A 24332-nucleotide genomic window follows, 5' to 3' on the forward strand; every position below is an offset into this window, starting at 1 on the left:
CGGGCGGTCAGCCCGCCTTCCGGTAGCGGCGGGCGACATAGGCCACCTGCCCGGTGGCGAGGCCCTTGTAGAGGATCGAGCCCCTGGAGCCGGAAAATTCGGACATGAAGCGTCGCATCAGGCGCAGCCGGCCGATACGCTCCCGCTTGCGCGCCTCGGCCGCATCGAGAGCCGCCACGACGCCCGCGGAAAGATCGCGTTCGCCCACCTTCTCCAGCCCCGGGGCGCCCAGCTGGTCGTCGAGTTCCGCAAGGCTGGCCCTGGCGCGCATGTCGGCGAAGGTGAACCAGCCGCCCGGCGCCAGCACGCGGGCCACTTCGCGGGCGAAGGCGGGCACGTCGGCGTAGCAATGGGACGATTCGATGTTCACGACGACATCGAAGGCGCCATCGGGAAAGGGCATGCGCTCGGCATCTCCCACCTCGAACGAAAGCGACGGCGTGCCGGCATTCAGGCTTTTCGCCCGGGCCACGGTCGCCTGGGAATAATCAAGGCCCACCACCGATGCCGGCGCGTGGTAGCGGGCGATATAGCGTGATCCGCCGCCGCGGCCCGAGCCCACTTCGAGGACGCGCAGGCCGGCGACGGGCAGGTTTTCGACGGCCTGCTGGTAAAGCCCGATGAAGACCCTTTCGGGTTCGTCCTCGGGCTTCAGGGGAAACGGAACGCCCTCCGGCACGAAGCCGTAGTTCATGAAGCGCCAGTCCTCGTCGCGCCAGAAGCGGGAGAGCAGGTTGTAGAGGCGCCGCCAGACCCATTTCTGCGCCCGCGGAAACCGGCCTTGCTCAATCGACTTGAGAAGATTGGAAAAGAGACTGCTGCCCATTTCCGGTCCGTCAGGCCGTGGCGCCGGCGGCGGGCATTTCCCGCGCGATCCACTCACGGCCCTTCATCACCAGCGCGGCATCGTCGCTGTTGCGCGGATCGAAGCCCGGCAGATAGTAGCGCAGGAGCAGCGGGATGCAGCGGCGCCAGAAGCCGGGAGAGACGAACACGACCCACAGGAAGCGCATCCAGAAGCGGAAGCCGGGCTTCACGCCGTCCGTCTTGGCATAGAGATGCGTGTTGCGCAGGAAGATCAGGAGGAACGGGACGATGGTGGCGTTCATGGCGATGACGCGCAGCAGGTAGCGCTGCCAGCCGGACATGTTCGCTGTTGCCTTCTTCAGCACGTCGAGCGCGACGGCCTTGTGCTCGATTTCCTCCAGCGCATGCCACATCCAGAGCCGGCGATAGTGCGGTTCCGCGCCGTCGAACATCTCCGGGTGCCGCAGCGTGACGGTGGACAGCGTCGCCGTCAGATGCTCGATGGCGCAGGTCACCGCCAGCCTCTGCAAGGGTTTCTTCGTCAGGCCGAGAGCCGAGGCGACCGGCCCTTCCATCGCCTTCACCTCATAGCCGAGGGCGGCCATGGCGCGGTTGTAGTCCTCGTGCTCGCGGGTATGGTAGGCCTCCTGCACGGCATAGCCGTTGATTTCCTCCGCAAGCTCGCGGTCGTCCAGTTGCGCGGCATAGTGCTTGAGCGAGCGGATGAAGAAGCGTTCGCCTTCCGGCAGGAAGATGGACAGGCCATCGACCAGCGCCGTCTTGACGATGTCACCGGCGAACCAGTGCCGCGTCGGCTTGTCGACGATCCCGAAGCGAATGTCGCGCGGGATGATGTCGTCCGCGCCATGGTGATCGGCGGTCGCGCCTTCCTTGCCTTTCCAGCCGTAGCCAGCTCCGTCTGTCACGATCGTCACCATGCTGTTCGTCGCTTGCCGAGCGGCAGGACCTCGATAATGCCACAAGCCGGCGGACGCGCGCAACAGGGCAGGGCCGTGCCCGTTGGCGCGGCGCGCGCCTATTCCTAAAGGACGTCCGTCCCGGTGATTGCGATGCCGAACCCTTCCAGGCCGACATAATGGCGCTCGCGCGAGGCCATGAGACGGATCGAGCTGATGCCGAGATCCTTCAGGATCTGCGCGCCGAGGCCGATTTCCAGCCATTCGCTCTCGCGCGCCTGCGCCTCGTCGTGGCCCTCGCGGTCGTGTTTGCCCTTTCGGGCGGTGGAGGACTGCCCGACGCCGACGGAGCCCTCGCGCAGGTAGACGATCACGCCGCGGCCCTGCTCCGCGATCCGCTTCATGATGCCGTCGATCTGGCGGTTCGCGCCGAAAACGTCGCCGCCGACATTTTCGAGATGCAGGCGCACCGGGATGTCCACGCCGTCGCGGATGTCGCCGAAGACGACGGCGAGGTGCTGCATCGGATCCCAGGGCAGGGTGTAGGTCAGGGCCTTCGCCTTGCCGTAGGGCGTGTCGATGTCGAAGCTGTCGACCTGCTCGATCAGCGTCTCCTTGCGCTGGCGGTAGGCGATGAGATCGGCGACGGAGACCTGCTTGAGGCCATGCTGCTCGGCAAAGCTCGCGACCTGCGGCCCGCGCATGACGGTGCCGTCGTCGTTGACGAGTTCGCTGATCACGCCGATCGGCGGCAGGCTTGCGAGCCTGCAGAGGTCGACGGCGGCTTCCGTATGGCCGGAGCGCATCAAGACGCCGCCCTCGCGCGCGACGAGCGGGAAGATGTGGCCGGGGCGCACGAAATCCGTCGGGCCGACATTCGGGTTGGCGAGGTTGCGCACGGTCAGCGTGCGGTCGTCGGCAGAAATGCCGGTCGTCGTGCCGTGCTTGAAGTCGACGGAGACGGTGAAGGCGGTGGTGTGGGCCGAATCGTTCTCCGCCACCATGGCGTTGAGGTTGAGGCGCTTGGCCTCCTCGCGCGGCATGGGCGTGCAGACGATGCCGGAGGTGTGGCGCACGATGAAGGCCATCTTCTCCGGCGTGCAGTGCACGGCGGCGACGATGAGGTCGCCCTCGTTCTCGCGGCCGTCGTCATCCATGACGACGACGATCTCGCCGGCCTCGAAGGCACGGATGGCATCGACGACGCGCTTCTGGTCGTAGCTCATGGTGGTTTCCTATTTCAGGCGGCCGGTCTGGCCGCGGTCGCGGAGATAGTGGTCGGCAATGGCGCAGGTAACCATCGCCTCGCCGATCGGCACGGCGCGGATGCCGACGCAGGGATCGTGCCGGCCCTTGGTGCGCACGTCGACATTGTTGCCGTCGGCGTCGATCGAGCGGCGCTCGGTGAGGATGGAGGACGTGGGCTTGATGGCGAAGCGCGCGATCACCGGCTGGCCGGTGGAAATGCCGCCGAGGATGCCGCCGGCATGGTTGCTGAGGAAGATCGGGTTGCCGTCATTGCCCATGCGCATCTCGTCGGCGTTCGCCTCGCCGGTCAGTTCCGCGCTCGCAAAACCCTCGCCGATCTCCACGCCCTTGACGGCGTTGATCGACATCAGCAGCGAGGCGATGTCCTGGTCGAGCTTGCCGTAGATCGGCGCGCCGAGGCCGGCGGGCACACCCTCGGCGACCACTTCGACGACCGCGCCGATGGACGAGCCCGCCTTGCGGATGCCGTCCAGGTATTCTTCCCAGACCGGAACGATGGCGGGGTCCGGCGCGAAGAACGGGTTGTCGTTCACCGCGTTCCAGTCCCAGTTGTCGCGGTTGATCCTGTGCTTGCCGATCTGCACCAGCGCGGCGCGCACGGTAAGGCCCGGCACGACCTTGCGGGCAAGCCCGCCGGCGGCGACGCGCGCCGCCGTCTCGCGGGCGGAGGAGCGGCCGCCGCCGCGATAGTCGCGGATGCCGTACTTGACGTCATAGGTATAGTCGGCATGGCCGGGGCGGTAGCGCCGGGCGATCTCGCCATAGTCCTTGGAGCGCTGGTCGGTGTTCTCGATCAGCATGGAGACGGGCGTGCCGGTGGTGATCATCGTCTCGCCGTCGTCGTCCATCATCACGCCGGAAAGCACCTTGACGAGGTCGTCCTCGCGGCGCTGCGTCACGAAGCGCGACTGGCCGGGCTTGCGCTTGTCGAGCCAGGCCTGGAGTTCGGCGAGCGTGAAGCGGATGCCGGGCGGGCAGCCGTCCACCACGCAGCCGAGCGCCGGCCCATGGCTTTCGCCCCAGGTGGTGACGCGGAAGAGATGACCGAAGGTATTGTGCGACATGAGCGGAACCGGACCCCACAAGAAAGTGCGCCCTCTCTTAGGGGAAAAGGTGGGGTCGGGACAAGGGTTTCGCGTGGGTGAGGCGGTTTTGGCGCTATCCCAAAAGCTCTAGGACGCCAGTTTCCACCGCATCTCGCTGCCGAAGGCGAGGAAGGCGTCGCGGGAGAGCGGCTTGGCGAAGGCATAGCCCTGCAGCAGGTCGCAGCCGAGCAGGCCGAGCATTTCGGCATGGGCCATCGTCTCCACGCCTTCCGCCACGATCTCGATGCCGAGCGAGCGGCCGATCTCGATGATCGAGCGAACCAGCGCCTGCTCGTTGCGCGAGGTGAGGATGGGGGCGACGAGCTGGCGGTCGATCTTCAGCCGTTTCGGCTTCAGCTTGAGCAGGCTGACGATGGAGGTGTGGCCGGTGCCGAAATCGTCGATCTCGATGTCGATGCCGAGCGCCTTGATGCGTTCGAGATTGGCGAGCACCACGTCGTCGCTCTCGTCGAGGAAGATCGATTCGACCAGCTCGAAGGCGATCTGGCCGGGCTGGATGGACAGGCCCGTCAGGCTGTCGATCAGGCTCTCGTCCCTGAGGCGCCGCGCCGAGACATTGACCGAGATCTTCGGCATGATGAGGCCCTGGGCGGCCCAGCGGGCGCAGTCCAGCAGCGCCTTTTCCAGGACGATGCGGTCGAGCGTCGCCATGACGTTGAGGTCCTCGGCGATCTTCAGGAACCGGTCGGGCGTGAGCAGCCCGTCGCGCGGGTGGTTCCAGCGGATGAGCGCCTCGGCGCCGGCGAGCTTCAGCGTGCCCGCGTCGATCTGCGGCTGGTAGTAGGGCACGAACTCGTTGTTCTCGATGCCGGCCAGGATGTCGTCGGCGATGCGCTTGTTCGAGATGATCTCGGCCTGCAGCGCCTCGGTGAAGAATTCGTGCCGGTTCCGCCCGAGCGCCTTGGCGCGGTAGAGCGCGATATCGGCGTTGACGAGCAGCTTGGCGGTGTCGATCGACCGGCCCTCGGTCAGCGCGATGCCGATGCTGACGCCGAAGCGGCAGAGATGACCCTCATATTCGACAGGCTGCTGCATCAGGCTGATGATGCGGCGCGACAGCGCACTGAGATAGGTCTGGTCCGTCGTGTTCGTCACCACGACGACAAATTCGTCGCCGCCGATACGCGCCACGAGGTCGCCGGCATGCACGCAGGCCCGCAGCACCTGCGAGGCGTGCACGAGCAGCGCATCTCCGGCGGCGTGGCCGAGCGTGTCGTTGATCTGCTTGAAGCGGTCGAGGTCGATATGCAGGATGCCGACGCGGGCGTCCTGCGTCTCGCTGCGGGCGGCGATATCCGTCAGCTCGTCGTCGAGCTTGCGGCGGTTGCCGAGGCCGGTCAGCGGGTCGTGCAGCGCATTGTGCTCGATGCGGACCTTCGCCTGTTCCAGCTCGATGTTCTTGGCGTCCGCCTGTTCCTTGGCCGCCTTCAGGTTCTCCTTCAGGATCACGTCTTCGGTGACGTCGAAGGCAAGGCCGATGAGCTTGCGGCTGCCGTCCTGGCCGAGATGGACCTTGCCGACGGAGCGGACGTGGCGGACCTCGCCGCCCGGCAGCACGACGCGGGCCTCATGCACGTAGGGCAGGTGATGCTCGATGCAGTGGTTGACGGTCTCGACCGTCGCGGCGCGGTCGTCCGGATGCATCGCCTCGAGCCAGGCCTCGTGCGTCACGATGCCGTCGGTGAAGGCGAGGCCGTAGAGTTGGTGCATGCGCTCGTCCCAGTAGGTCCGGCCGAGGTCGAGGTCGGCCTCCCACAGGCCGCACTGGTAGGAATCGAGCGCAAGATCGAGACGGCGGCTGGTCCGTTCGAGCTCGGCATTCTGCCGGTCGGACTGTTCCTTGGCCTCGCGCAGGCGGGCGGTCATCTGCATGTCGTTGGTGACGTCGAAGGCGAGGCCGACGAGCTTGCGCCGGCCGTCCTGCCCGACATGCAGCTTGCCCACCGACTGGACATGGCGCACGGAGCCGTCGGGATGCACGACGCGCGAGGTGCGCAGATAGGGCACGTTCTCCTCGATGGTCTGCGTGGCCTTGCTCTCGGCCTCCGCACGGTCCTCGGGATGGATGGCGTTGATCCAGGTCTCGTGCGTGATGCGCTCGCCGGTGTTCGTGACGCCGTAGAGCTGGTGCATGCGGTCGTCCCACAGCGTCAGGCCGTCCTCCAGGTCGGCTTCCCACAGGCCGCATTCGTAGGAATCGAGCGCGAGGTCGAGGCGCTGCGTCAGCTTGGCAAGCTCGGCGTTCTGCACCTCGGCATGGTCCTTGGCGCTCTTCAGCGCCTGGTTGAGCAGCACGTCCTCGGTGACGTCCCAGCTGATGCCGGTCAGTTTCTCCTCGCCGTTCGGGCCGACGAGGCGCGAGCCGACATTGCGGATGTAGTGCCAGCTGCCGTCCGGCATGAGGATGCGGTACTGCGACTTGTAGTCGTTGCCGCCGGCACGGATCATGTCCATCTCGGCCCTGGTGGTGGCGACGTCCTCGGGGTGCAGGACGGAGCGCCATGCGTGGTCGTTCGGCGTCTCGTTCTCCGGAAAGCCGTGCAGGCGATGCATCTGCGCGTCCCAGTTGCGCGCGCCGGTGGAGAGCTCGATTTCCCAGATGCCGATCTTGGAGGCGTCGAGCGCGATGTCGAGGCGCTGGGAGAGCGATTGCACCTGGCGTTCGCGCGCCCGCAGGCGGGCGATGTTGCGCTGGCGCTCGCTGACGAGGCCGCCGGTCAGGAAGATCGGCACGATGATGACGAGGGCGGCGGCGACGATGATCAGCCGGACCTGCGTGAGGTTTTCCGGCGGATGGTGCCAGCCCTTGGCCGGAATGGCCGCCAGTTCCCAGCGGCCGCCCGGAAAGTCGAGGGCCTGCACGACGGGATCCTTCTCGAAGATCTCCGCATCGCCGAAGAACGGATCGACGATATTGTCCGGCACGCTGACATCGCGGATGGCGAGCTGGATGTCGGTCTCATGCCGTTGCGCGCCGTGCAGGGCGGCCTGGTCGGGATCGAACAGGCCGGCATCGCTGAAGAGCTTGCGCTCGTCGATCAGGCCGTCGATGTAGCCCCAGAAATAGTGCCGCGCGCCCGCATTGGTGAAGACCGGGATGAAGAGGTTGAAGCCGCGGCCGCCCTTGGCGAACTGCACCGGCCCGAACATCAGCGGTCGCCCGCGCGAGCGGTCCGCCTGGGCGGCCTGGCGGAAGGAGGGGAAGCGGTTGAAGTCGGTGCCGAGATAGTGCTGGTTGCCGTCGAGCGGGAAGGCCTGCCGGACGATGCCGTCCGGCGCGACGCCGACGCGCCGGAAATGGGCGTTCTGCAGCATCAGCTTGCGGGCGAAGACATTGAACTGCAGCGTCGCCTGCTCGGGAGCCACGGCGAACATGTTGGCGACGCTGCGTAGCGCCGCCACGTTGCTGCTCACCTGGCTCTGCAGCCGGGCGCCGACCAGCGCGAGATCGCCGGCGACATGGTTCTGCAGCTCGTTGTGATAGATGCGCTCGTTCTGCCGCTCGTAGATGACGCCCGCCGTCAGGATGACGCAGCCGGCGATGGCCGCCGGAACGAGCGATGGCTTCGCCCATTCTGCTATGGACGCCAGAGCGTGGCGAAGGGCGGCTGGAAGGTGCAAGACGGCGGTCCCCGATGATCGCAAAACGGTAAGTGAGGCATTGTTAAAATTGCATTTATAAGCAGCTGAAATACTTGCACTTCCCATCCGATACGGCGGCTCCGTCCACCGGAGCGTTGCCGACTTGTCCGACAATTCGGGGGACGAGCCGGCGGTGCGCCTTGATTCGCCTGACCTTTCCGGCCATCCATTTCGTGACGCGCGCGGGGGCGGGCGAATTTCGCCATATTTGGGGGGCATCTGACATGGCCAGCAAAAAGACTGATTCATTCCCTGAGGTTCGCAAGATGCGCTTTCTGATCGCCGCGCTGATGGCCACGGCCGTTTTTCTCTCGCCGCTCGCCGCTTCGGCCGAAAGCGCCGACGTGGAGGCCGTGATCACGAATGTCGACACGACGAATCTCAGCCTCTCGCTGGACGACGGGAAGAAGTACCAGGCGCCGGAGGAGTTCAACTTCGAAGGCCTGGAGCCGGGCGTGAAGGTGCTGGTCTTCTACACCGAAGTCGACGGCAAGCGCGTCATCAACGATCTGGAGATCATCCAGTAGAGGGCCACCCCTTATCCCCTGCCGGGACCTTCTCCCCGCGGGCGGGGAGAAGCGGAATGCCGTGCCGTTCCTTCCTCCGGAAATGGGCTGAATGCAGGAAGACGGCGAGCCCATCGCTCCTCGCCCCGCTTGCGGGGAGAGGATGCCGGCAGGCAGGTTAGGAGCCTTCGCTCCTCAGAGCCAGTGCATTCCCGTCGCGTCGATGCGCAGCACGCGGTCCTGGTGGATCGGCGTGTTGGCCGCCTCCTCCTCGTCCATGCCGTTGAGGCGGAAGGCCGCGCGGAAAACGCCGCCATGGCTGACGCAGACGGTCGGCTCGCGCACGTCGGCAAGCCATGAAGCGACGCGCCAGGAGAGGATCTCGTAGCTTTCCGCCGCTTCGCCCGGCGGAATGAAGTTCCATTTCGCGCGGCTGCGCTCCTCGACCCGCCCCGGTGTTTCGGCCATCAGTTCGGGCAGCGTATGGCCCTCCCAGTCGCCGAAGGAGACTTCGACGAGGCGGGCATCGGTGCGGTAGGCCAGCGGATCGAGCCCCATGGCGCGGCGCAGGATTTCCATGGTCTCGCGTGTGCGCCCGAGCGGGCTTGCGACGAAATCGAAATCGCCGGCCTTCTTGCCGAGAATGCCCTTGAGGGCGGCGCCGTTGCCGGCCGCCTGGCGGCGGCCGGTCTCGTTCAGCGGGATGTCCTTCTGGCCCTGCAGCCTGCCCTCCGCATTCCACGCGGTCTGGCCGTGGCGGATCATGTAGATGAGCAAGGCGGGAAACCTCGGGAGAAAGGCCTGTATCAGTCCTTGACGACGGAGATGTCCGGCGCATCGACGGCCTTCATGCCGACGACATGATAGCCGCTGTCCGCATGATGGGTCTCGCCGGTCACCGAGCGCGAAAGATCGGAGAGCATGTAGAGGCCGACATCGCCCACCTCCTCGATGGTGACGGTCCGGCGCAGCGGCGCGTTGTACTCGTTCCATTTGAGGATGTAGCGGAAGTCGCCGATGCCGGAGGCCGCGAGCGTCTTGATCGGGCCGGCCGAAATGGCGTTGACGCGGATGTTCTTCGGGCCGAGGTCGACGGCGAGATACTTCACGCTCGCCTCCAGCGCGGCCTTGGCGACGCCCATGACATTGTAGTTCGGCATGACCTTTTCCGCGCCGTAATAGGTCAGCGTCAGCATCGAGCCGCCGTCGGTCATCAGCTTCTCGGCGCGGCGGGCGACGGAGGTGAAGGAATAGACCGAGATCTGCATGGTCTTGGCGAAGTTCGCCGGCGTCGTGTCGACGTAGCGGCCGGTCAGTTCGTCCTTGTCGGAAAAGCCGATGGCGTGCACGAGGAAGTCGATCTTGCCCCAGGTCTTCTCGATGTTCGCGAAGACGGCGTCGATCGACGCCTCGTCGGAGACGTCGCAATCGCCGGCCAGCACCGCGCCGATTTCGGCGGCCAGCGGCTCGACGCGCTTCTTCAGCGCATCGCCCTGGTAGGTGAGGGCGATCTCGCCACCCTGTGCGTGGATAGCCTTGGCGATGCCCCAGGCGATGGAACGGTTGTTGGCGACGCCCATGATGACGCCGCGCTTGCCCTTCATCAGACCAGATGCCTGAACCATGGTTTGCCCCCTGATACGTAAGTCAGGTTTGCCTATGGCATAGGCGGCAATGGCGTTCAAGCGCGCGGGGGTTCAGGAACTGTTAGCACACGTAACAATGGGTGCATGTTTTACGAAAGCGTCACGAAGCGCTTAAAGATAGAGCCCTTCGCGCAGGCTGCGCATCAGGTCGATCATCTTGTCGTCCGGCTTTTCCCACAGGAGGAGGCGGATTTCGGCGACGAGTTCGCCCCGCTCGCCGTTCTCCATGACGAGGCCCTCGCCGGGAATGCGGATCTGCTGGTCGGAGCCCGACCAGGCCGGAACCGTCACGGGGAGGGGGCCGAGCGGGCCCTCGACGGTCGTCTCGCAGCCGAGCACGGCATTCTCGATCGTCACCGGCAGGTCGACCTTGAGGTCGAAACCGTCGACCCGGAAGCGGCCGGGAATAACGCGCAGGGTAAGGACGGCATCGCCGCGCCTCATGCCCTCGATACGGTGTCCGGCCTCCTTGAGGCGGATCACCTGGCCGTCGGTCGACCCGGCGCCGACCGGCACGCGCAGCGTCTGGCCGTCCGGCGTCTCGACGGTCGGGCGCACCTTGTTGAGGATGTCCTCGACGCTGACGGCGACGTCTGCGACGAAGTCGGGCGCCGTTTCCACCTTGGCGCGGCTGCCGCGGATGCGGCGGATGATGGCGGAGATGAGGTTGGACGCCGGGGCGACGCCGCGGCCTGGTGCCGCCTTCTCCGCGTCCGGCTCGTCGGTCGCCTTGCGGGCGTCCTGGGCGGGGGCGGCGGTCGCCTGTGCCTGCGCCTGTGCCTGTGGGCGAGGCTGCGCCTGGGATTGGGCCTGTGCCTTGGCCTCCGCCGGCTGGCCGCGCGAATCGACGCCGAAGATGCGGGCGATCATGTCCTCGGCATCCTCGTTCGACATGCGCGGCGGCGCCTCGCTCTTCGCCTTGCGCTCGGCCTGCTGGCGGCGCATCTGCTCCATGCGGCGCAGTTCGGCCTCGCGCTGCTGGCGGTCATAGCGGCTGCGCTTGTCGGGATCGCGCAGGATGTCGTAGGCCCGGCCGGCCTCGGTGAAGCGCACGGTGGCGTTGGGATCGTCGTGATTCTGGTCGGGATGCACGGCCTTCGCCAGCGAGCGCCAGGCAGCCTTGATTTCCTCCTGCCCGGCGTTCCGCTTCACACCGAGCACCGAATAGGGGTCACGCATAACTTCCACCCGTTGCCGTTTTGCCCGCCATGATAGCGATGAACGTCCTAATCACTCGTTACGGGTCAGAGTTGAGAAATCGCAAAGATCGCGCGCCCTCAACCCTGCAGGTCGAAGGCGAGCAGCAGCCATTCGCCGGAACTGGCAAGGCAGGTCCGGCCGGAATAGTTGGCGATGCCCTGGTAGGAATGGCGCGTCGTCACGAAATCGCGGCAGGGCCGCCCGGCATTGTCGCGGTTTTCCGCAATGCTGCTGATGACGCCGGCGCTGCCCGAGGCGGAGTTCGCCCAGGGAACGGGGCTGCCGCCGATGCGCGCAAGATCGGCGGAGGAGACGGCATTGCGCACGGTGATCTCGTCGGTCAGCCGCTCCGTGCCGGCGGGCACGGAACTGGTGCGCATGGCATCCACCTTGCCGCCGTCGAAGAGGTCGAGACCGCCCATGCAGCCCGAGAGAGAGGCGCCGCACAGGGTCACGACAACAACCGCAAGGCAATGTGCCCCGTATGGCTTTGTCTGCGCTCGCGACTTTGCTATGACGTCCACTCCAACCTGCCTCATGCAGCCAATAGATCGGCATTGAATCGAATATGAGCGAAAATGCGTTAACAAGCGGTGACTTCACCGAGGAAAACGAACCCTATTCCCTCTTCGGCGCATGGCTGGAGGAGGCGGGGAAGACCGAGCCGAACGACCCGAACGCGGTGGCGCTCGCCACCGTCGACGAGGCGGGCCTGCCGAATGTGCGCATGGTGCTGCTCAAGGGGTTCGATGCGCGGGGCTTCGTCTTCTACACGAATTTCGAGAGCCGGAAGGGCGTGGAGATCCTTGGCGCGCGCAAGGCCGCCATGTGCTTCCACTGGAAGTCCCTGCGCCGTCAGGTGCGCATCCGCGGCGAGGTGGAGATCGTCACCGATGCCGAGGCCGACGAATATTATGCCTCGCGCCCGCGCGGCAGCCGCATCGGCGCCTGGGCGTCGAAGCAGTCGCGCCCGCTGGAAGGCCGCTTTGCGCTGGAAAAGGCCGTCGCCGAATACACGGCCCGCTACGCCATCGGCGAGATCCCCCGCCCGCCGCACTGGTCCGGCTTCCGCATCAGGCCCGTCTCGATCGAATTCTGGCACGACCGCCCCTTCCGCCTGCACGACCGTGTGGAATTCCGCCGCACCGAGGACGGCGCCGGCTGGACGAAGGTCAGGATGTATCCTTGAGAATTCGGGACCGTCGTGTTCTATGGCGGCATACCCCCCTCTGGCCTGCCGGCCATCTCCCCCTCAAGGGGGGAGATTGGATGGAGAACCGTCTCGCCCATCACAAACGCTGCGGAAAAGGCAATGCCCCGCGTCTTGCTGATCTCCCCCCTTGAGGGGGGATGGCCGGCAGGCCAGAGGGGGCGCAGCATGGAGCGGTTTCCCGAACGTGCGACGGACAACACGTCGCCGCCTGAGGCCATAGCTCAGCGTCGCATCAGCCGAAAGGGAATGCCCGAGGCCAGCGCGCCGACATATTTCGGCTTCTGGTAGTGCCCGTTCAGCGAGATGCGGGGCAGGGTCGTCGGCGCGTCGAAGGAGCGGGCGGAAAGCGTGCCCGGATCCGTGGTGACGGCGACGTGGAAGCCGAGGTCCCTTGCAAGCTTGTGCTCGCGCGGCGAGACGGCGGCGCGGTCACCATAGGGGTAGGCGAGCGTGTCCGGCCGGTGGCCGACGATGGCGGCGATGCGCGCGGCCGACTGGTCCATCTCGTGGCGCGCCTCCTCGTCGCCGAGTCGCGCGAGGGCGCGGTGGCTCACCGTATGGGCGCCGATCGAGGCAAGGGGGTTGACGACGAGGCTCTTCAGCTCCGGCTCGCGCATGACGAGCCGTTCGGTGATCATCAGCGGATCGATGCCATGGGCCCTTGCCGCCGCATCGAGGCGCTCGATCGCTGCCGCCTCCTCCATCTCTGCCTGGATGAAGCGGGCGAGCCGGGCATAGGCGGCCTGTTTCTGGAAGGGCGTGGCAAGCGGCATGGCGATCGCGCCGGAGCCGAAATCGAATTCCAGATGGGGCGCGGTGCGCAGAAGTTCCGTCAGCGTCTCCCACCAGATGCCGTGGGTCTTGCAGGTGAAGCCCGGCGAGACGAAGACGGTGAACGGCACCTTGTGCCGCGTGAAGACCGGCTGGGCATGGACCGCATTGTTGCGGTAGCCGTCATCCAGCGTGAAGGCGGCGAAGCGCTCGCCAGCCCGCGCGATGGCGAGCCGCGCCGGCATGTCGGCCAGCGCCACGAACTGGTAGCCTTCTTCCATGAGGTATTCGATCGCCGCATCGAGAAATTCCGGCGTGACCTCCAGATGCGCATTCGGATCGAAGGCCTGCGGCGTCTTCGGCCGCACATGGTGCAGCGTGAAGATCGCGCCCATGCCGCGGGCGGACGCCATCAGCCCGACGCGTTCGGCCAGGTGCGCGAACTCCAGCCCGCCGGTGATTACGGCGCGCCTCAGTCCCTGTCGCATGACACTGCGGATCGGCATGTCGTCTTCGTTGTCCCTTCGTCTCTCGCGGCCGTTATCGCACCCGGTCGGTATCCGAGTGGTTAACAACGGCTTTCCTGTGGCGCGGCGGCGCCGGCCGCCCGGTCTGGAAGGTGAGGATGCGGATGACATCCATGAAGATGCGGGTGATGGGGTCGAACATCGTCGTTCTCCGTGCTTTCGGTCTGCACGGAGTGTCCGCCCGCTTGCCCCTTCGGCTCAAACGAGTTTATCGTCGATTTCGGATGACTTGAGGTTATGCGATGAAACGCGGACGGCTGCCGCTGACGGCGCTCAGGAGTTTCGAGGCGGCGGGCCGGCTCGGCAGCTTCACGCTGGCGGCCGAGGAACTGCTCGTCTCGCAGGCCGCGGTGAGCCGGCAGGTCAAGGAGCTGGAGGCCGAGCTCGGCAAGCCGCTCTTCGAGCGCCGCCATCGCAGCGTGCGCCTCACCTCCGCCGGCGAGGCGCTGCTCGACGTCCTGTCGCGCGCCTTCGACGCAATGGATGCGAGCCTGTCGGAGATCCGCGGCCGGCGCGGCGGCGGGCTGCTGGAGATCAGCTCCGAGCCTTCCTTCGCGGCAAGCTGGCTCGTGCCGCATCTCGACGATTTCCATGCGGACCACCCCGAGATCGACGTCGTGGTCGAATCGGACATGCGGCTCATCGAGTTCCGCACGCACGAGGCGGAAATCGCCATCCGGCACGGCATGGATGCCAGGGCCTGGCCGCGCGTTGCGGCCGAGCATCTGGCGGACGTGGAGCTGGTGCCCGTGATCATGCCCTGCCTGATGGCGGAGGGCGCGCCGCTGCGCGTCCCGGCCGATATCCTCGCCTATACGCTGCTGCACGAGGAGAACCGCAGCGCCTGGCAGCGCTGGTTCGCCGCCGCCGGCCTGCCGGATGTGCCGCCCGGGCGGGCGCAGATCTTCACCGAAGGCAATCTCGTGCTGCAGGCGGCGCTGCGCGGCCACGGCATCGCGCTGGTCGACCGCGCCTTCGCGGCCGAGGACATCGCCGAAGGGCGTCTCGTGCAGCTCTTCGACATCTCGATCCGCTACGGCGCCTACTGGCTCGTCGCCCGCGATTTCAAGCGCCTCTCCCCGGAGGCCCGCGCCTTTCGGCAATGGCTGTTGCAGCGCTTTGCCGTCTCTGGCGGTTCTTGAGGCCGAGGTCCGGCTGCCCCTCATCCCGCTGCCGCGACCTTCTTTCCGTCTGTGGGAAGGCAATCGCATCAAGCAGGGCGGCATGTTGCGTCCCCCCTCTGGCCTGCCGGCCAGAGGGGGGACGCCTCGTCAGATATGATTGCCCTCCCGCTTGCGGGGAGAAGCTGCCGGCAGGCGGATGAGGGGCTGCGGAGCGCCAGGGAGCTTGCGGGATCAGGCCTTGGTGCCGCCGACCGTCACTTGGTCCATGCGCAGATGCGGCTGGCCGACGCCGACCGGGACCCACTGGCCGGCCTTGCCGCAATTGCCGATGCCGGTATCGAGCTTCGTGTCGTTGCCGACCATCGAGACGCGGCGCATGGCGTCCGGCCCGTTGCCGATCAGCATGGCGCCCTTGACCGGCGCCGTCACCTTGCCGTTCTCGATGAGATAGGCTTCCGTGCAGCCGAAGACGAATTTTCCGGAGGTGATGTCCACCTGCCCGCCGCCGAAGGAGACGGCATAGAGGCCGTTCTTCACGGAGGCGATGATCTCTTCCGGCGTCCTGTCGCCGGAAAGCATGTAGGTGTTGGTCATGCGCGGCATGGGCCGGTGGGCGTAACCCTGCCGGCGGCCGTTGCCGGTCGCCTTCATGCCCATCAGGCGGGCATTCTGCCGGTCCTGCATGTAGCCGACCAGCTTGCCGTCCTCGATCAGCACGTTATAGGCCGACGGCGTGCCCTCGTCGTCGACGGTGATCGAGCCGCGGCGGTTGTCGATCGTGCCGTCGTCGACGACGGTGACGCCCCGGGCGGCGACCTGCTCGCCCATCAGCCCGGCGAAGGCCGAGGTCTTCTTGCGGTTGAAATCCCCTTCCAGCCCGTGGCCGACGGCCTCGTGCAGCATGACGCCCGGCCAGCCGGAGGAGAGCACCACGTCCATCGTGCCCGCCGGCGCCTCAACGGCTTCCAGATTGACCAGCGCCTGGCGCAGCGCCTCGTCCGCGCCGAAACGCCAGCTCTCCTCGGTGAGGAACGCGTCGAAGGTGGTGCGCCCGCCAATGCCGTAGCTGCCGGTCTCCTGCCGGTCGCCTTGCCCGGCGACGACGGAGATGTTGACGCGGGTCATCGGGCGGATGTCGGTGACGCGGTGCCCGTCGGCGCGCAGGATGTTGACGACCTGCCAGCTCGCGGCGATCGAGGCCGTCACCTGCCGCACCTTCGGGTCCTTGGCGCGCAGGTAGGCGTCGATCTCGGTGAGGAGGGCGACCTTCTGCTCGAAGCTCGGCGCACCGATCGGGTTGTCGGGCGTATAGAGCTGGCGATTGGTGCCCTGCGGCGCGGCGGCATAGTCGCCGGAATAGCCGCGCGTGACGGCGCCCGCCGCATCGGCCGCGCGCTTCAGCGCCGCAAGCGTCATCTCGCCGGAATGTGCATAGCCCACCGCCTCGCCGGCGACGGCCCGAAGGCCGAAGCCCTGGTCGGTGTTGAAGCTGCCGCCCTTGAGGCGGCCATTGTCGAAGGAGAGGGATTCGGCCTGGGCATGCTCGAGGAAGAGCTCGCCATCGTCGGCACTATCGAGCGCCTCCTTCAGCACCGCCTGCACGGACGCCTCGTCGGCGTCGAAGAGGGAGAGGAGGTCGGTGTTCATGGGGAGGCTCCGCAAGCAATGGACTTGGGGCTCATGTAAGTCCCCGGTGGGCGGGCGGCAAGCCCGCCCGGGAGCGGGCTTACGGCAGCGCGTCGTAGCCTTCGCCGAAACCCTTGAGGTCGACGGGGATGCCGATGCCTTCCTCGGGCGACTGGAAGACGATGAAGGTCGCCGTCGCGCCGGAGCGGAAGGTCTTCAGCAGCTCGTCCTCCAGCACGACCTCGGCATAGCAGCCGTCCGAGAAGCAGCGCACGAAATAGGCGCGGCCGATATCCTTGCCGTCGACATTGAGGCCGAGGCCGTTCGGCAGGAGCACGCCGAGCGGTGCGAGCACGCGCAGGATCTTCGCCTTGCGGTCGGCGGTCTTCAGCACGACGACGGAGAGGCCGAGCTCGGGCCGGTCCTCGGCCAGCACGTTCTGCATCAGCGCGCACTGTTCGCCGGAGGCGCCGGCCGGCTGGTCGCAGACGATCGACCAGGCGCCATGGTTCGATTTCACCGTGCCGGGCTGCTGGGCTGCCGAAAGGGAGGGAAGCGCGAGAGCGCCGAACCCGAGCGCGGCAAGGCCAAGTGCCGCGCGGGACAGCCGGGAAAGGGGAGCAAAACCCATGAAAACCTCGGAATCTCGAATCAGTCGGGCCTATCTTTGAAGGGGCGGCGGCGAAATGAAAAGCCCCGGGCGCTCATTTCCAATTGATTGAAGGCGGAAATTGGACGGCCCGCCCACTCATTATAATAGGGGCCTTGCGCGGGGCGGGCGGGGCGCCGCAGGCAGGCGGACGAGGCCGGGCGAGGGGGCGTGCGGCGGGATCGGCGCAGCCAAACCTTTCATGCTATAGAGGATTGTGAAGAAACTGTGGGGAGCGGGGCCATGCTTTTGCTTTTGCGCAAAAATGCCGCACGGGGTGTCCCCCATGGCTGTTGCGGCGAGCATGAAACTGTGGTTTTAAGCACTCAGTATAGCAGGGATTCTGCGCGTCTGTTTGATCCCGATCAAACGCCTTGGGGAGATACGTTGTGAAAAACAAAGCTTTTGCAGTTCTGGCCGCGATCGGCTGTCTGCTCTTTGCTTCCACCGCTTTCGCTGATCAGCCGTTCGACTGGCAGAAGGGCCTCCAGCCCGCTGCGACCTCGATCATGGAAGAGATCCGCTGGTTCGAGCAGTACACACTGTGGTTCATCGTCCCGATCACCCTGTTCGTTCTCGCGCTGCTCGTCGTCGTCGTCGTGAAGTTCCGCGAAGGCGCCAACCCGGTCCCGTCCAAGACCAGCCACAACACGGCGATCGAGGTCGTCTGGACGCTCGGCCCGGTCATCGTTCTCCTCTTCCTCGCCGTTCCCTCCTTCCAGCTCCTCACCAAGCAGCTCGCCCCCACGGAAGAGCCGGAACTGACGATCAAGGCCACCGGCTACCAGTGGTACTGGGGTTATGAATACCAGGTCGGCGAAAGCCCGCTCTCCTTCGACAGCATCCTGCTCCAGGAAGGCGATCGCGCCGCCGCCGGCAAGGAAGACAAGGGCGTCTATCCGCGCCTTCTCGCCGTCGACAACGAGGTCGTCGTTCCCGTCGGCAAGCATGTCCGTCTCCTCGTCACCGCTGCCGACGTGATCCACGCCTTCGCGATGCCCTCCTTCGGCGTGAAGATCGACGCCGTGCCGGGCCGCCTCAACGAAACCTGGTTCAAGGCCGATCGTGAAGGCCTGTTCTACGGCCAGTGTTCCGAGCTGTGCGGCAAGGACCATGCGTACATGCCGATCGCCATCCGCGTCGTCTCGCAGGAGAAGTACGATACGTGGCTTGCCGCCGCCGCGACGAATCTCGGCGATGCAAACAAAGCCCTGATGGCGTCGGTCGACGGTGCGGCGAAGTCCGTCAACGTCGCCGCCAACGCCGCGCAGTAATTCCAAGGGAGTCGAGACCATGGCCGGAACATCCGCTGCCCACGGCGATCACCACGATCACCACGAACACAAGCCGCTCACCTTCTTCCAGCGTTGGTTCCTGTCGACCAACCACAAGGACATCGGCACCCTCTACCTGATCTTCGCGATCTGTGCGGGCATCATCGGCGGTACGCTGTCGGTGGTGATGCGCATGGAACTGCAGGAGCCGGGCATCCAGATCTTCCACGGTCTCGCCCAGATGGTCTACGGCTTCGAGGGCGATGCCGCCATCGACGGCGGCAAGCACATGTTCAACGTCTTCACGACGGCGCATGCGCTCATCATGATCTTCTTCATGGTCATGCCCGCGCTCATCGGCGGCTTCGCCAACTGGATGGTGCCGATCATGATCGGCGCGCCGGACATGGCCTTCCCGCGCATGAACAACATCTCCTTCTGGCTGATCATCCCGGCCTTCCTGCTGGTCCTGCTCTCGATGTTCGTCGAAGGCCCGGCGGGCGCCTATGGCGCTGGCGGCGGCTGGACGATCTATCCGCCGTTCTCGACCTCCGGCCAGCCGGGTCCTGCCATGGACTTCGTGATCCTCGGCCTGCACATCGCCGGCGCATCCTCGATCCTCGGCGCGATCAACTTCATCACGACGATCCTCAACATGCGCGCCCCGGGCATGACGCTGCACAAGATGCCGCTCTTCGCCTGGTCGGTGCTGATCACCGCCTTCCTGCTGCTGCTCTCGCTGCCGGTCCTGGCGGGCGGCATCACCATGCTTCTGACCGACCGCAACTTCGGCACGGCCTTCTTCGCGCCGGAAAACGGCGGTGACCCGATCCTCTTCCAGCACCTGTTCTGGTTCTTCGGTCACCCGGAAGTGTACATCCTGATCCTGCCCGGCTTCGGCATCGTCAGCCACATCGTCTCCACCTTCTCGCGCAAGCCGATCTTCGGCTACCTCGGCATGGCCTATGCCATGGTCGCCATCGGCGCCGTCGGCTTCATCGTGTGGGCACACCACATGTACACGGTCGGCATGTCGCTCGACACGCAGCGCTACTTCGTCTTCGCCACGATGGTCATCGCGGTTCCGACGGGCGTGAAGATCTTCTCGTGGATCGCGACGATGTGGGGCGGCTCGATCCGCTTCACCACGCCGATGGTCTGGGCGATCGGCTTCATCTTCCTGTTCACCGTCGGCGGCGTCACGGGCGTCCAGCTCGCCAATGCCGGCCTCGACCGCGCCCTGCACGACACCTACTACGTGGTTGCCCACTTCCACTACGTCCTGTCGCTCGGCGCCGTCTTCGCCATCTTCGCGGCCTGGTACTACTGGTTCCCGAAGATGACCGGCTACATGTACTCGGAATTCCTCGGCAAGCTGCACTTCTGGGTCATGTTCGTCGGCGTGAACCTGATCTTCTTCCCGCAGCACTTCCTCGGTCTTGCCGGCATGCCGCGCCGCTACATCGACTACCCGGATGCCTTCGCCGGCTGGAACGCGGTGTCGTCCTACGGCTCGTACATCTCGGCTTTCGCCGTCGTGATCTTCCTCTTCGGCGTCTTCGAAGCCTTCGCCAAGAAGCGCGTCGCCGGTGACAACCCGTGGGGCGAGGGCGCGAACACGCTGGAATGGCAGCTCTCCTCGCCGCCGCCGTTCCACCAGTGGGAACAGCTCCCGAAGATCAAGTAGGATCTTTTGACATCGGGGCGGCCGGAAACGGCGGCTCCCTGACTTGCAAGGCAGGACTATCGGCGGAGGCCGGGGATCGTGGACACCAGCAGCAGCGGTCGTGCACGACCAACACCCCACCCTCCGTCATCCTCGGGCTTGACCCGAGGAGCCACCCTCACGGCATGCCCGAGGGTGTGGCATGGATCCTCGGGTCAAGCCCGAGGATGACGAAGGAGAGGGAAGGGCACGAAGCCCATCGCTCTCGGACAAAAGAACGGAAAGAACATGGCGGTCATCGAGCATCACGAAACGGTTCCGGGCGGCGGCGAGGTCTACCTCTCCGAAGCGTCGCCGCGTGATTTCTTCGAGCTCCTGAAGCCGCGCGTCATGTCGCTCGTCGTCTTCACGGCCTTTGCCGGCCTTATCGTCGCGCCGGGCGAGATCAATCCCCTCATCGGCGCCATCGCGATCCTCTGTATCGCCGTGGGCGCCGGAGCCTCCGGTGCCCTCAACATGTGGTACGACGCGGACATCGATGCGGTCATGACCCGCACCGCCAAGCGTCCCATCCCTTCCGGCCGCATCCGCCCGGAAGAAGCGCTCGCCTTCGGCCTGACGCTCTCCGCCTTCTCGGTCGCGATCCTTGGCCTTGCGGTCAACTGGCTCTCGGCGGGCCTGCTCGCCTTCACCATCTTCTTCTACGCCGTCATCTACACGATGTGGCTGAAGCGCTCGACGCCGCAGAACATCGTCATCGGCGGCGCGGCCGGCGCCTTCCCGCCGATGATCGGCTGGGCCTGCGTCACCGGCGGCGTCTCCGTCGAGAGCGTCGTTCTCTTCCTCATCACATTCCTGTGGACCCCGGCGCATTTCTGGGCGCTCGCCCTCTTCAAGATGCGCGACTACGACGCCGTCGGCGTGCCGATGCTGCCGAATGTCGCCGGCGAGTGGACGACGAAGGTGCAGATCCTTGTCTACGCCGTCCTGACCGCCGTCATCGCCGTCGTGCCGACCGTGCTCGGTTTCGCCAGCTTCGGCTATGGTCTCTTTGCCGCAGCCCTCGGTCTCGGCTTCGTGTGGTATTCTGTCGGCGTGTTGCGCATGCCGGAAGGCGACCGCGCGATGGTGCCGGCCAAGAAGCTCTTCGCCTTCTCCATCGTCTATCTGTTCGCGGTCTTCTCCGGCCTGATGGTCGACCACCTGGTCGCGTCGCTTGGATGGGTGCTGTAATGGAAACGGTCAATCTCACGGAAAGCCAGAAGAAGTCGCGCCGCGGCCGGAACATCGCGCTCGGTGCGGTGCTCCTGGGGCTCGTCGTGCTGTTCTATGTCATAACCCTCGTCAAGTTCTCCGGCGGAATGGCAGGCTGACGATGAGCGAGCTGCAGAAGACCGAGAAAAGCGGGCCCGAGAAAAGCGGATTGGGCAACGGCACGATCGTCGCCATCTGCTGTTCCTTCGTCATCGGCATGGTCGGCATGGCCTATGCGGCCGTGCCGCTCTACGAGATGTTCTGCAAGGTGACGGGCTATGGCGGCACGACGCAGCGCGTCGAGCAGGCCTCCGACGTCATCCTCGACAGGACGATCAAGGTGCGCTTCGACGCCAATGTCGGCCCGGGCCTCGCCTGGAGCTTCGAGCCGGTGCAGCGCGAGGTCGAGCTGAAGATCGGCGAGACCGTGCAGGTCCTGTACAAGGCACGCAACAACGCCTCGACGCCGACGACCGGCCAGGCGACGTTCAACGTCACGCCCCAGGCCGCCGGCGCCTATTTCAACAAGGTCCAGTGCTTCTGCTTCACCGAGACGACGCTGAAGCCGGGCGAGGAACTCGAAATGCCCGTCGTCTTCTTCGTCGACCCGGCGATCGTCGAGCCGGTCGAGACGAAGGGCATCCACACGCTCACGCTGTCCTATACCTTCTATCCGCATGAGGCGTCGAAGCCGGTGGCTTCGGCTGCGGAGGCGAAGGCGGACGACGCGAACAAGCTTTGAATACCATGCGTTTCCGGCTATGCCGGGAACGGAACGCGATACATTGGGGATAAGTCAGATGGCCGATGCGCATCAGAAGAAACACGACTACCACATCATCGACCCCAGCCCGTGGCCGTTGCTTGCCTCCATCGGCGCCTTCATCCTGGCGTTTGGCGGTATCGGCTACATGCGCTACCTTTCGGGCGGTGCCTTCAGCCTGTTCGGCATCAACTTCGCCAATCCGTGGATCTTCTACATCGGCCTCCTGATCACGCTCTACACCATGTATGCCTGGTGGGCGGATACGGTGAAGGAAGCCCATGAGGGCCACCACACGCGCGTCGTCTCGCTGCACCTGCGCTACGGCATGATCATGTTCATCGCCTCCGAGGTGATGTTCTTCGTCGCCTGGTTCTGGGCCTTCTTCGACGCCAGCCTCTTCCCGGGCGAGGCCATCCAGGCCGCCCGCGTCGAGCATACCGGCGGCGTCTGGCCGCCGAAGGGCATCGAAGTGCTCGATCCCTGGCACCTGCCGCTCTACAACACGGTCATCCTGCTGCTTTCGGGCACCTGCGTGACCTGGGCGCACCACGCGCTGCTGCACAACGACCGCAAGGGCCTCGTCAACGGCCTCGCGCTGACGGTCGCGCTCGGCGTGCTGTTCTCCTTCGTCCAGGGTTACGAATACGCCCACGCGCCGTTCGCCTTCAAGGAATCCATCTACGGCGCGACCTTCTTCATGGCGACCGGCTTCCACGGCTTCCACGTCCTGGTCGGCACGATCTTCCTGATCGTCTGCCTCATCCGCGCCATGCGCGGCGACTTCACCCCGAAGCAGCACTTCGGCTTCGAGGCGGCCGCCTGGTACTGGCACTTCGTCGACGTCGTCTGGCTCTTCCTGTTCTTCTCCATCTACATCTGGGGTGGCTGGGGCGCGCCGATCGCGCATATGTAGGTGAGCCTCGCTCGATTTGTCGAAACGGCCGCAGCGATGCGGCCGTTTTCCGTTTCGGGGCCGTTTGTCGCGGCCTTTCGATTGGACGGGGCAAGGGCAGGGCGGTATAGGGATGTATGCGCCGGTTTGGCCCCTCATCCCCTGCCGGGACCCTCTCCCGGCGAAGGGGCAAAACGGCGCATCCATCGCTCCTCGTCCCGCTTGCGGGGAGAGGATGCCGGCAGGCAGGTGAGGGCCTTGCCGCCCGAAGCATGAACCCGCGGCCGCCGCCCGGGCGCGAAAACACGGACAAGACCATGGACGAGGACAAGGCACTCTATCCCCCCGTCGATCCCTTCAGCGCCGGCGTGCGCGGCTGCTGCCCGCGCTGCGGCCAGGGCAAGCTGTTCGACGGCCTGCTCAAGGTGAAGCCGGCCTGCGCGAGCTGCGGGCTCGACTATTCCTTCGCCGATTCGGGCGATGGCCCGGTCGTCTTCGTGCTGCTCATCGTCGGCTTCATCGTCGTCGGCGCCGCGCTGTGGATGGAGGTGAACGTCAACCCGCCGCTCTGGGTGCATTTCCTCTTGTGGATCCCGCTCGTCATCGTCCTCGGCCTCGGGCTGACGCGCATCCTCAAGGGCCTGCTGATCGCCCTGCAATACCGCAACAATGCGCGGCCGGGCGAGATCGACCGTGGCTGAGGTCCCCGCCGGTGCCATGCCGCGCAAGGGCAGGGGCAAGGCGATCCTCACGGGAACCGCCTTCGTCATCGCCCTCGCCATTCTCCTGTCGCTCGGCACCTGGCAGGTCCAGCGGCTCTACTGGAAGGAGCAGCTTCTCGCAGACATGGCCGCGCGCCGCATCGCCGCGCCGGCGGCGCTCGCCGATATCGAGGCGATGGCGACACGGGGCGAGGATATCGAATACCGTCCCGTCACGGTTTCCGGCACCTTCGCCAACAACAGGGAGCGGCACTTCTTCGCCACCTGGCACGGCCGGACCGGCTATCACGTCTATACGCCGCTCCAGCTCGCCGACGGCCGCTTCCTCTTCGTCAACCGCGGTTTCGTGCCCTTCGAGGCGAAGGAGCCGGAAATGCGCAAGCAGGGCCAGCTCACCGGGGAGCAGACCGTGGTGGGCCTTGCCCGCGCCCGCCTTGCCGAAAAGCCGTCCTCCATCGTGCCCGACAACGACCTGCAGAAGAACATCTTCTACTGGAAGGACCTCGACGCGATGGCGTCGAGCACCGGCATTCCGGCCGACAGGCTCGTGCCCTTCTTCGTCGATGCGGGCGATGCGCCGAACCCCAAGGGCCTGCCGATCGGCGCCGTCACCCAGTTCGACCTGCCGAACAACCACCTGCAATATGCCGTCACCTGGTATGGCCTCGCGGCCGCGCTGGTCGGCGTCGGCCTCTTCGCCGTGCTGCGGCGCAAGGCGGCCTGAAAGCGCGCGACCAGGTTGTTTTTTCTTGGCG

The 24332-nt window shown here is 65.9% G+C and carries 24 protein-coding genes; 11 read left to right on the top strand and 13 right to left on the bottom strand.

Annotated elements, in window-relative coordinates; translation table 11 throughout:
- Positions 1 to 7: 7 nt before the first annotated feature.
- The 5 genes from AABF56_RS01310 to AABF56_RS01330 all read right to left on the bottom strand — a co-directional run bounded on the left by AABF56_RS01310 (position 8) and on the right by AABF56_RS01330 (position 7720).
- A complete protein-coding gene (locus AABF56_RS01310; RefSeq protein ID WP_272804648.1) occupies positions 8 to 826 on the bottom strand; it encodes a class I SAM-dependent methyltransferase in 819 nt (272 codons plus the stop codon).
- 10 nt (positions 827 to 836) lie between these two features.
- Entirely contained in the window at positions 837 to 1733 is an 897-nt protein-coding gene (locus AABF56_RS01315) for a metal-dependent hydrolase (RefSeq protein WP_272804649.1), read from the bottom strand.
- 116 nt (positions 1734 to 1849) lie between these two features.
- Entirely contained in the window at positions 1850 to 2950 is a 1101-nt protein-coding gene (ribB, locus tag AABF56_RS01320; protein WP_272804650.1) for a 3,4-dihydroxy-2-butanone-4-phosphate synthase, read from the bottom strand.
- Positions 2951 to 2959: 9 nt separating this feature from the next.
- A complete protein-coding gene (aroC, locus tag AABF56_RS01325) occupies positions 2960 to 4057 on the bottom strand; it encodes a chorismate synthase (protein WP_272804651.1) in 1098 nt (365 codons plus the stop codon).
- A gap of 108 nt (positions 4058 to 4165) precedes the next feature.
- Complete coding sequence (locus AABF56_RS01330) at positions 4166 to 7720, bottom strand: bifunctional diguanylate cyclase/phosphodiesterase (protein WP_272804652.1); 3555 nt, start codon at positions 7718 to 7720, stop codon at positions 4166 to 4168.
- Positions 7721 to 8007: 287 nt separating this feature from the next.
- On the opposite strand from AABF56_RS01330, the gene AABF56_RS01335 reads away from it, so the two are divergent.
- Complete coding sequence (locus tag AABF56_RS01335) at positions 8008 to 8268, top strand: DUF1344 domain-containing protein (RefSeq protein ID WP_023511842.1); 261 nt, start codon at positions 8008 to 8010, stop codon at positions 8266 to 8268.
- A gap of 174 nt (positions 8269 to 8442) precedes the next feature.
- Here AABF56_RS01335 and AABF56_RS01340 read toward each other — a convergent pair whose 3' ends face one another.
- From AABF56_RS01340 to AABF56_RS01355, 4 genes are all read right to left on the bottom strand, one after another.
- Positions 8443 to 9024, bottom strand: coding sequence for a histidine phosphatase family protein (locus tag AABF56_RS01340; RefSeq protein WP_272804653.1), 582 nt, complete (start codon positions 9022 to 9024; stop codon positions 8443 to 8445).
- A gap of 29 nt (positions 9025 to 9053) precedes the next feature.
- Entirely contained in the window at positions 9054 to 9872 is an 819-nt protein-coding gene (gene fabI / locus AABF56_RS01345; protein WP_272804654.1) for an enoyl-ACP reductase FabI, read from the bottom strand.
- A 132-nt stretch (positions 9873 to 10004) separates the two neighbouring features.
- The gene (locus AABF56_RS01350; protein WP_272804655.1) at positions 10005 to 11072 is read right to left on the bottom strand and encodes a DnaJ domain-containing protein; all 1068 of its coding nucleotides are present in this window, start codon (positions 11070 to 11072) and stop codon (positions 10005 to 10007) included.
- Between the two features lie 98 nt (positions 11073 to 11170).
- Positions 11171 to 11617, bottom strand: a complete 447-nt coding sequence (locus AABF56_RS01355; RefSeq protein WP_443021087.1) for an RT0821/Lpp0805 family surface protein — start codon at positions 11615 to 11617, stop codon at positions 11171 to 11173.
- A gap of 44 nt (positions 11618 to 11661) precedes the next feature.
- Here AABF56_RS01355 and pdxH point away from each other — a divergent pair, with 44 nt between their 5' ends.
- Complete coding sequence (gene pdxH, locus AABF56_RS01360) at positions 11662 to 12282, top strand: pyridoxamine 5'-phosphate oxidase (protein ID WP_244767804.1); 621 nt, start codon at positions 11662 to 11664, stop codon at positions 12280 to 12282.
- A 245-nt stretch (positions 12283 to 12527) separates the two neighbouring features.
- Here the strand turns inward: pdxH and AABF56_RS01365 are convergent, their stop codons facing one another.
- Complete coding sequence (locus AABF56_RS01365; RefSeq protein ID WP_272804657.1) at positions 12528 to 13583, bottom strand: polysaccharide deacetylase family protein; 1056 nt, start codon at positions 13581 to 13583, stop codon at positions 12528 to 12530.
- A gap of 34 nt (positions 13584 to 13617) precedes the next feature.
- Positions 13618 to 13746 carry a hypothetical protein gene (locus AABF56_RS01370; protein WP_263194278.1) on the bottom strand — a complete coding sequence of 43 codons (129 nt, stop codon included), beginning with the start codon at positions 13744 to 13746 and terminating at the stop codon, positions 13618 to 13620.
- Positions 13747 to 13846: 100 nt separating this feature from the next.
- Here AABF56_RS01370 and AABF56_RS01375 point away from each other — a divergent pair, with 100 nt between their 5' ends.
- Positions 13847 to 14746, top strand: a complete 900-nt coding sequence (locus AABF56_RS01375; RefSeq protein ID WP_272804658.1) for a LysR substrate-binding domain-containing protein — start codon at positions 13847 to 13849, stop codon at positions 14744 to 14746.
- A 213-nt stretch (positions 14747 to 14959) separates the two neighbouring features.
- Here the strand turns inward: AABF56_RS01375 and tldD are convergent, their stop codons facing one another.
- Positions 14960 to 16375, bottom strand: a complete 1416-nt coding sequence (gene tldD, locus AABF56_RS01380) for a metalloprotease TldD (RefSeq protein WP_244767801.1) — start codon at positions 16373 to 16375, stop codon at positions 14960 to 14962.
- A gap of 79 nt (positions 16376 to 16454) precedes the next feature.
- The gene (locus AABF56_RS01385) at positions 16455 to 16985 is read right to left on the bottom strand and encodes an invasion associated locus B family protein (RefSeq protein ID WP_272804659.1); all 531 of its coding nucleotides are present in this window, start codon (positions 16983 to 16985) and stop codon (positions 16455 to 16457) included.
- 407 nt (positions 16986 to 17392) lie between these two features.
- Between AABF56_RS01385 and coxB the strand changes: the two genes are divergently transcribed.
- From coxB to AABF56_RS01425, 8 genes are all read left to right on the top strand, one after another.
- A complete protein-coding gene (coxB, locus tag AABF56_RS01390; RefSeq protein WP_272804660.1) occupies positions 17393 to 18277 on the top strand; it encodes a cytochrome c oxidase subunit II in 885 nt (294 codons plus the stop codon).
- A 19-nt stretch (positions 18278 to 18296) separates the two neighbouring features.
- Positions 18297 to 19964: a cytochrome c oxidase subunit I gene (gene ctaD / locus AABF56_RS01395; RefSeq protein ID WP_244767799.1), complete on the top strand. Its 1668-nt coding sequence runs from the start codon at positions 18297 to 18299 to the stop codon at positions 19962 to 19964.
- 267 nt (positions 19965 to 20231) lie between these two features.
- Positions 20232 to 21176, top strand: a complete 945-nt coding sequence (locus AABF56_RS01400; protein WP_244767798.1) for a heme o synthase — start codon at positions 20232 to 20234, stop codon at positions 21174 to 21176.
- A complete protein-coding gene (locus AABF56_RS01405; protein ID WP_244767797.1) occupies positions 21176 to 21316 on the top strand; it encodes a hypothetical protein in 141 nt (46 codons plus the stop codon). Before AABF56_RS01400 ends, AABF56_RS01405 begins: the two co-directional genes overlap by 1 nt.
- A gap of 2 nt (positions 21317 to 21318) precedes the next feature.
- Positions 21319 to 21939, top strand: a complete 621-nt coding sequence (locus AABF56_RS01410) for a cytochrome c oxidase assembly protein (protein WP_272804661.1) — start codon at positions 21319 to 21321, stop codon at positions 21937 to 21939.
- 58 nt (positions 21940 to 21997) lie between these two features.
- Positions 21998 to 22876, top strand: coding sequence for a cytochrome c oxidase subunit 3 (locus tag AABF56_RS01415; RefSeq protein WP_244767795.1), 879 nt, complete (start codon positions 21998 to 22000; stop codon positions 22874 to 22876).
- 296 nt (positions 22877 to 23172) lie between these two features.
- Positions 23173 to 23556: a DUF983 domain-containing protein gene (locus AABF56_RS01420; protein WP_064329306.1), complete on the top strand. Its 384-nt coding sequence runs from the start codon at positions 23173 to 23175 to the stop codon at positions 23554 to 23556.
- 16 nt (positions 23557 to 23572) lie between these two features.
- Entirely contained in the window at positions 23573 to 24301 is a 729-nt protein-coding gene (locus AABF56_RS01425) for an SURF1 family protein (RefSeq protein WP_272807411.1), read from the top strand.
- The last annotated feature ends 31 nt before the right edge of the window (positions 24302 to 24332 follow it).

Source organism: Shinella sp. WSC3-e (genome assembly GCF_945994535.1).
In the GTDB taxonomy this organism is placed as follows: Bacteria; Pseudomonadota; Alphaproteobacteria; order Rhizobiales; family Rhizobiaceae; genus Shinella; species Shinella yambaruensis.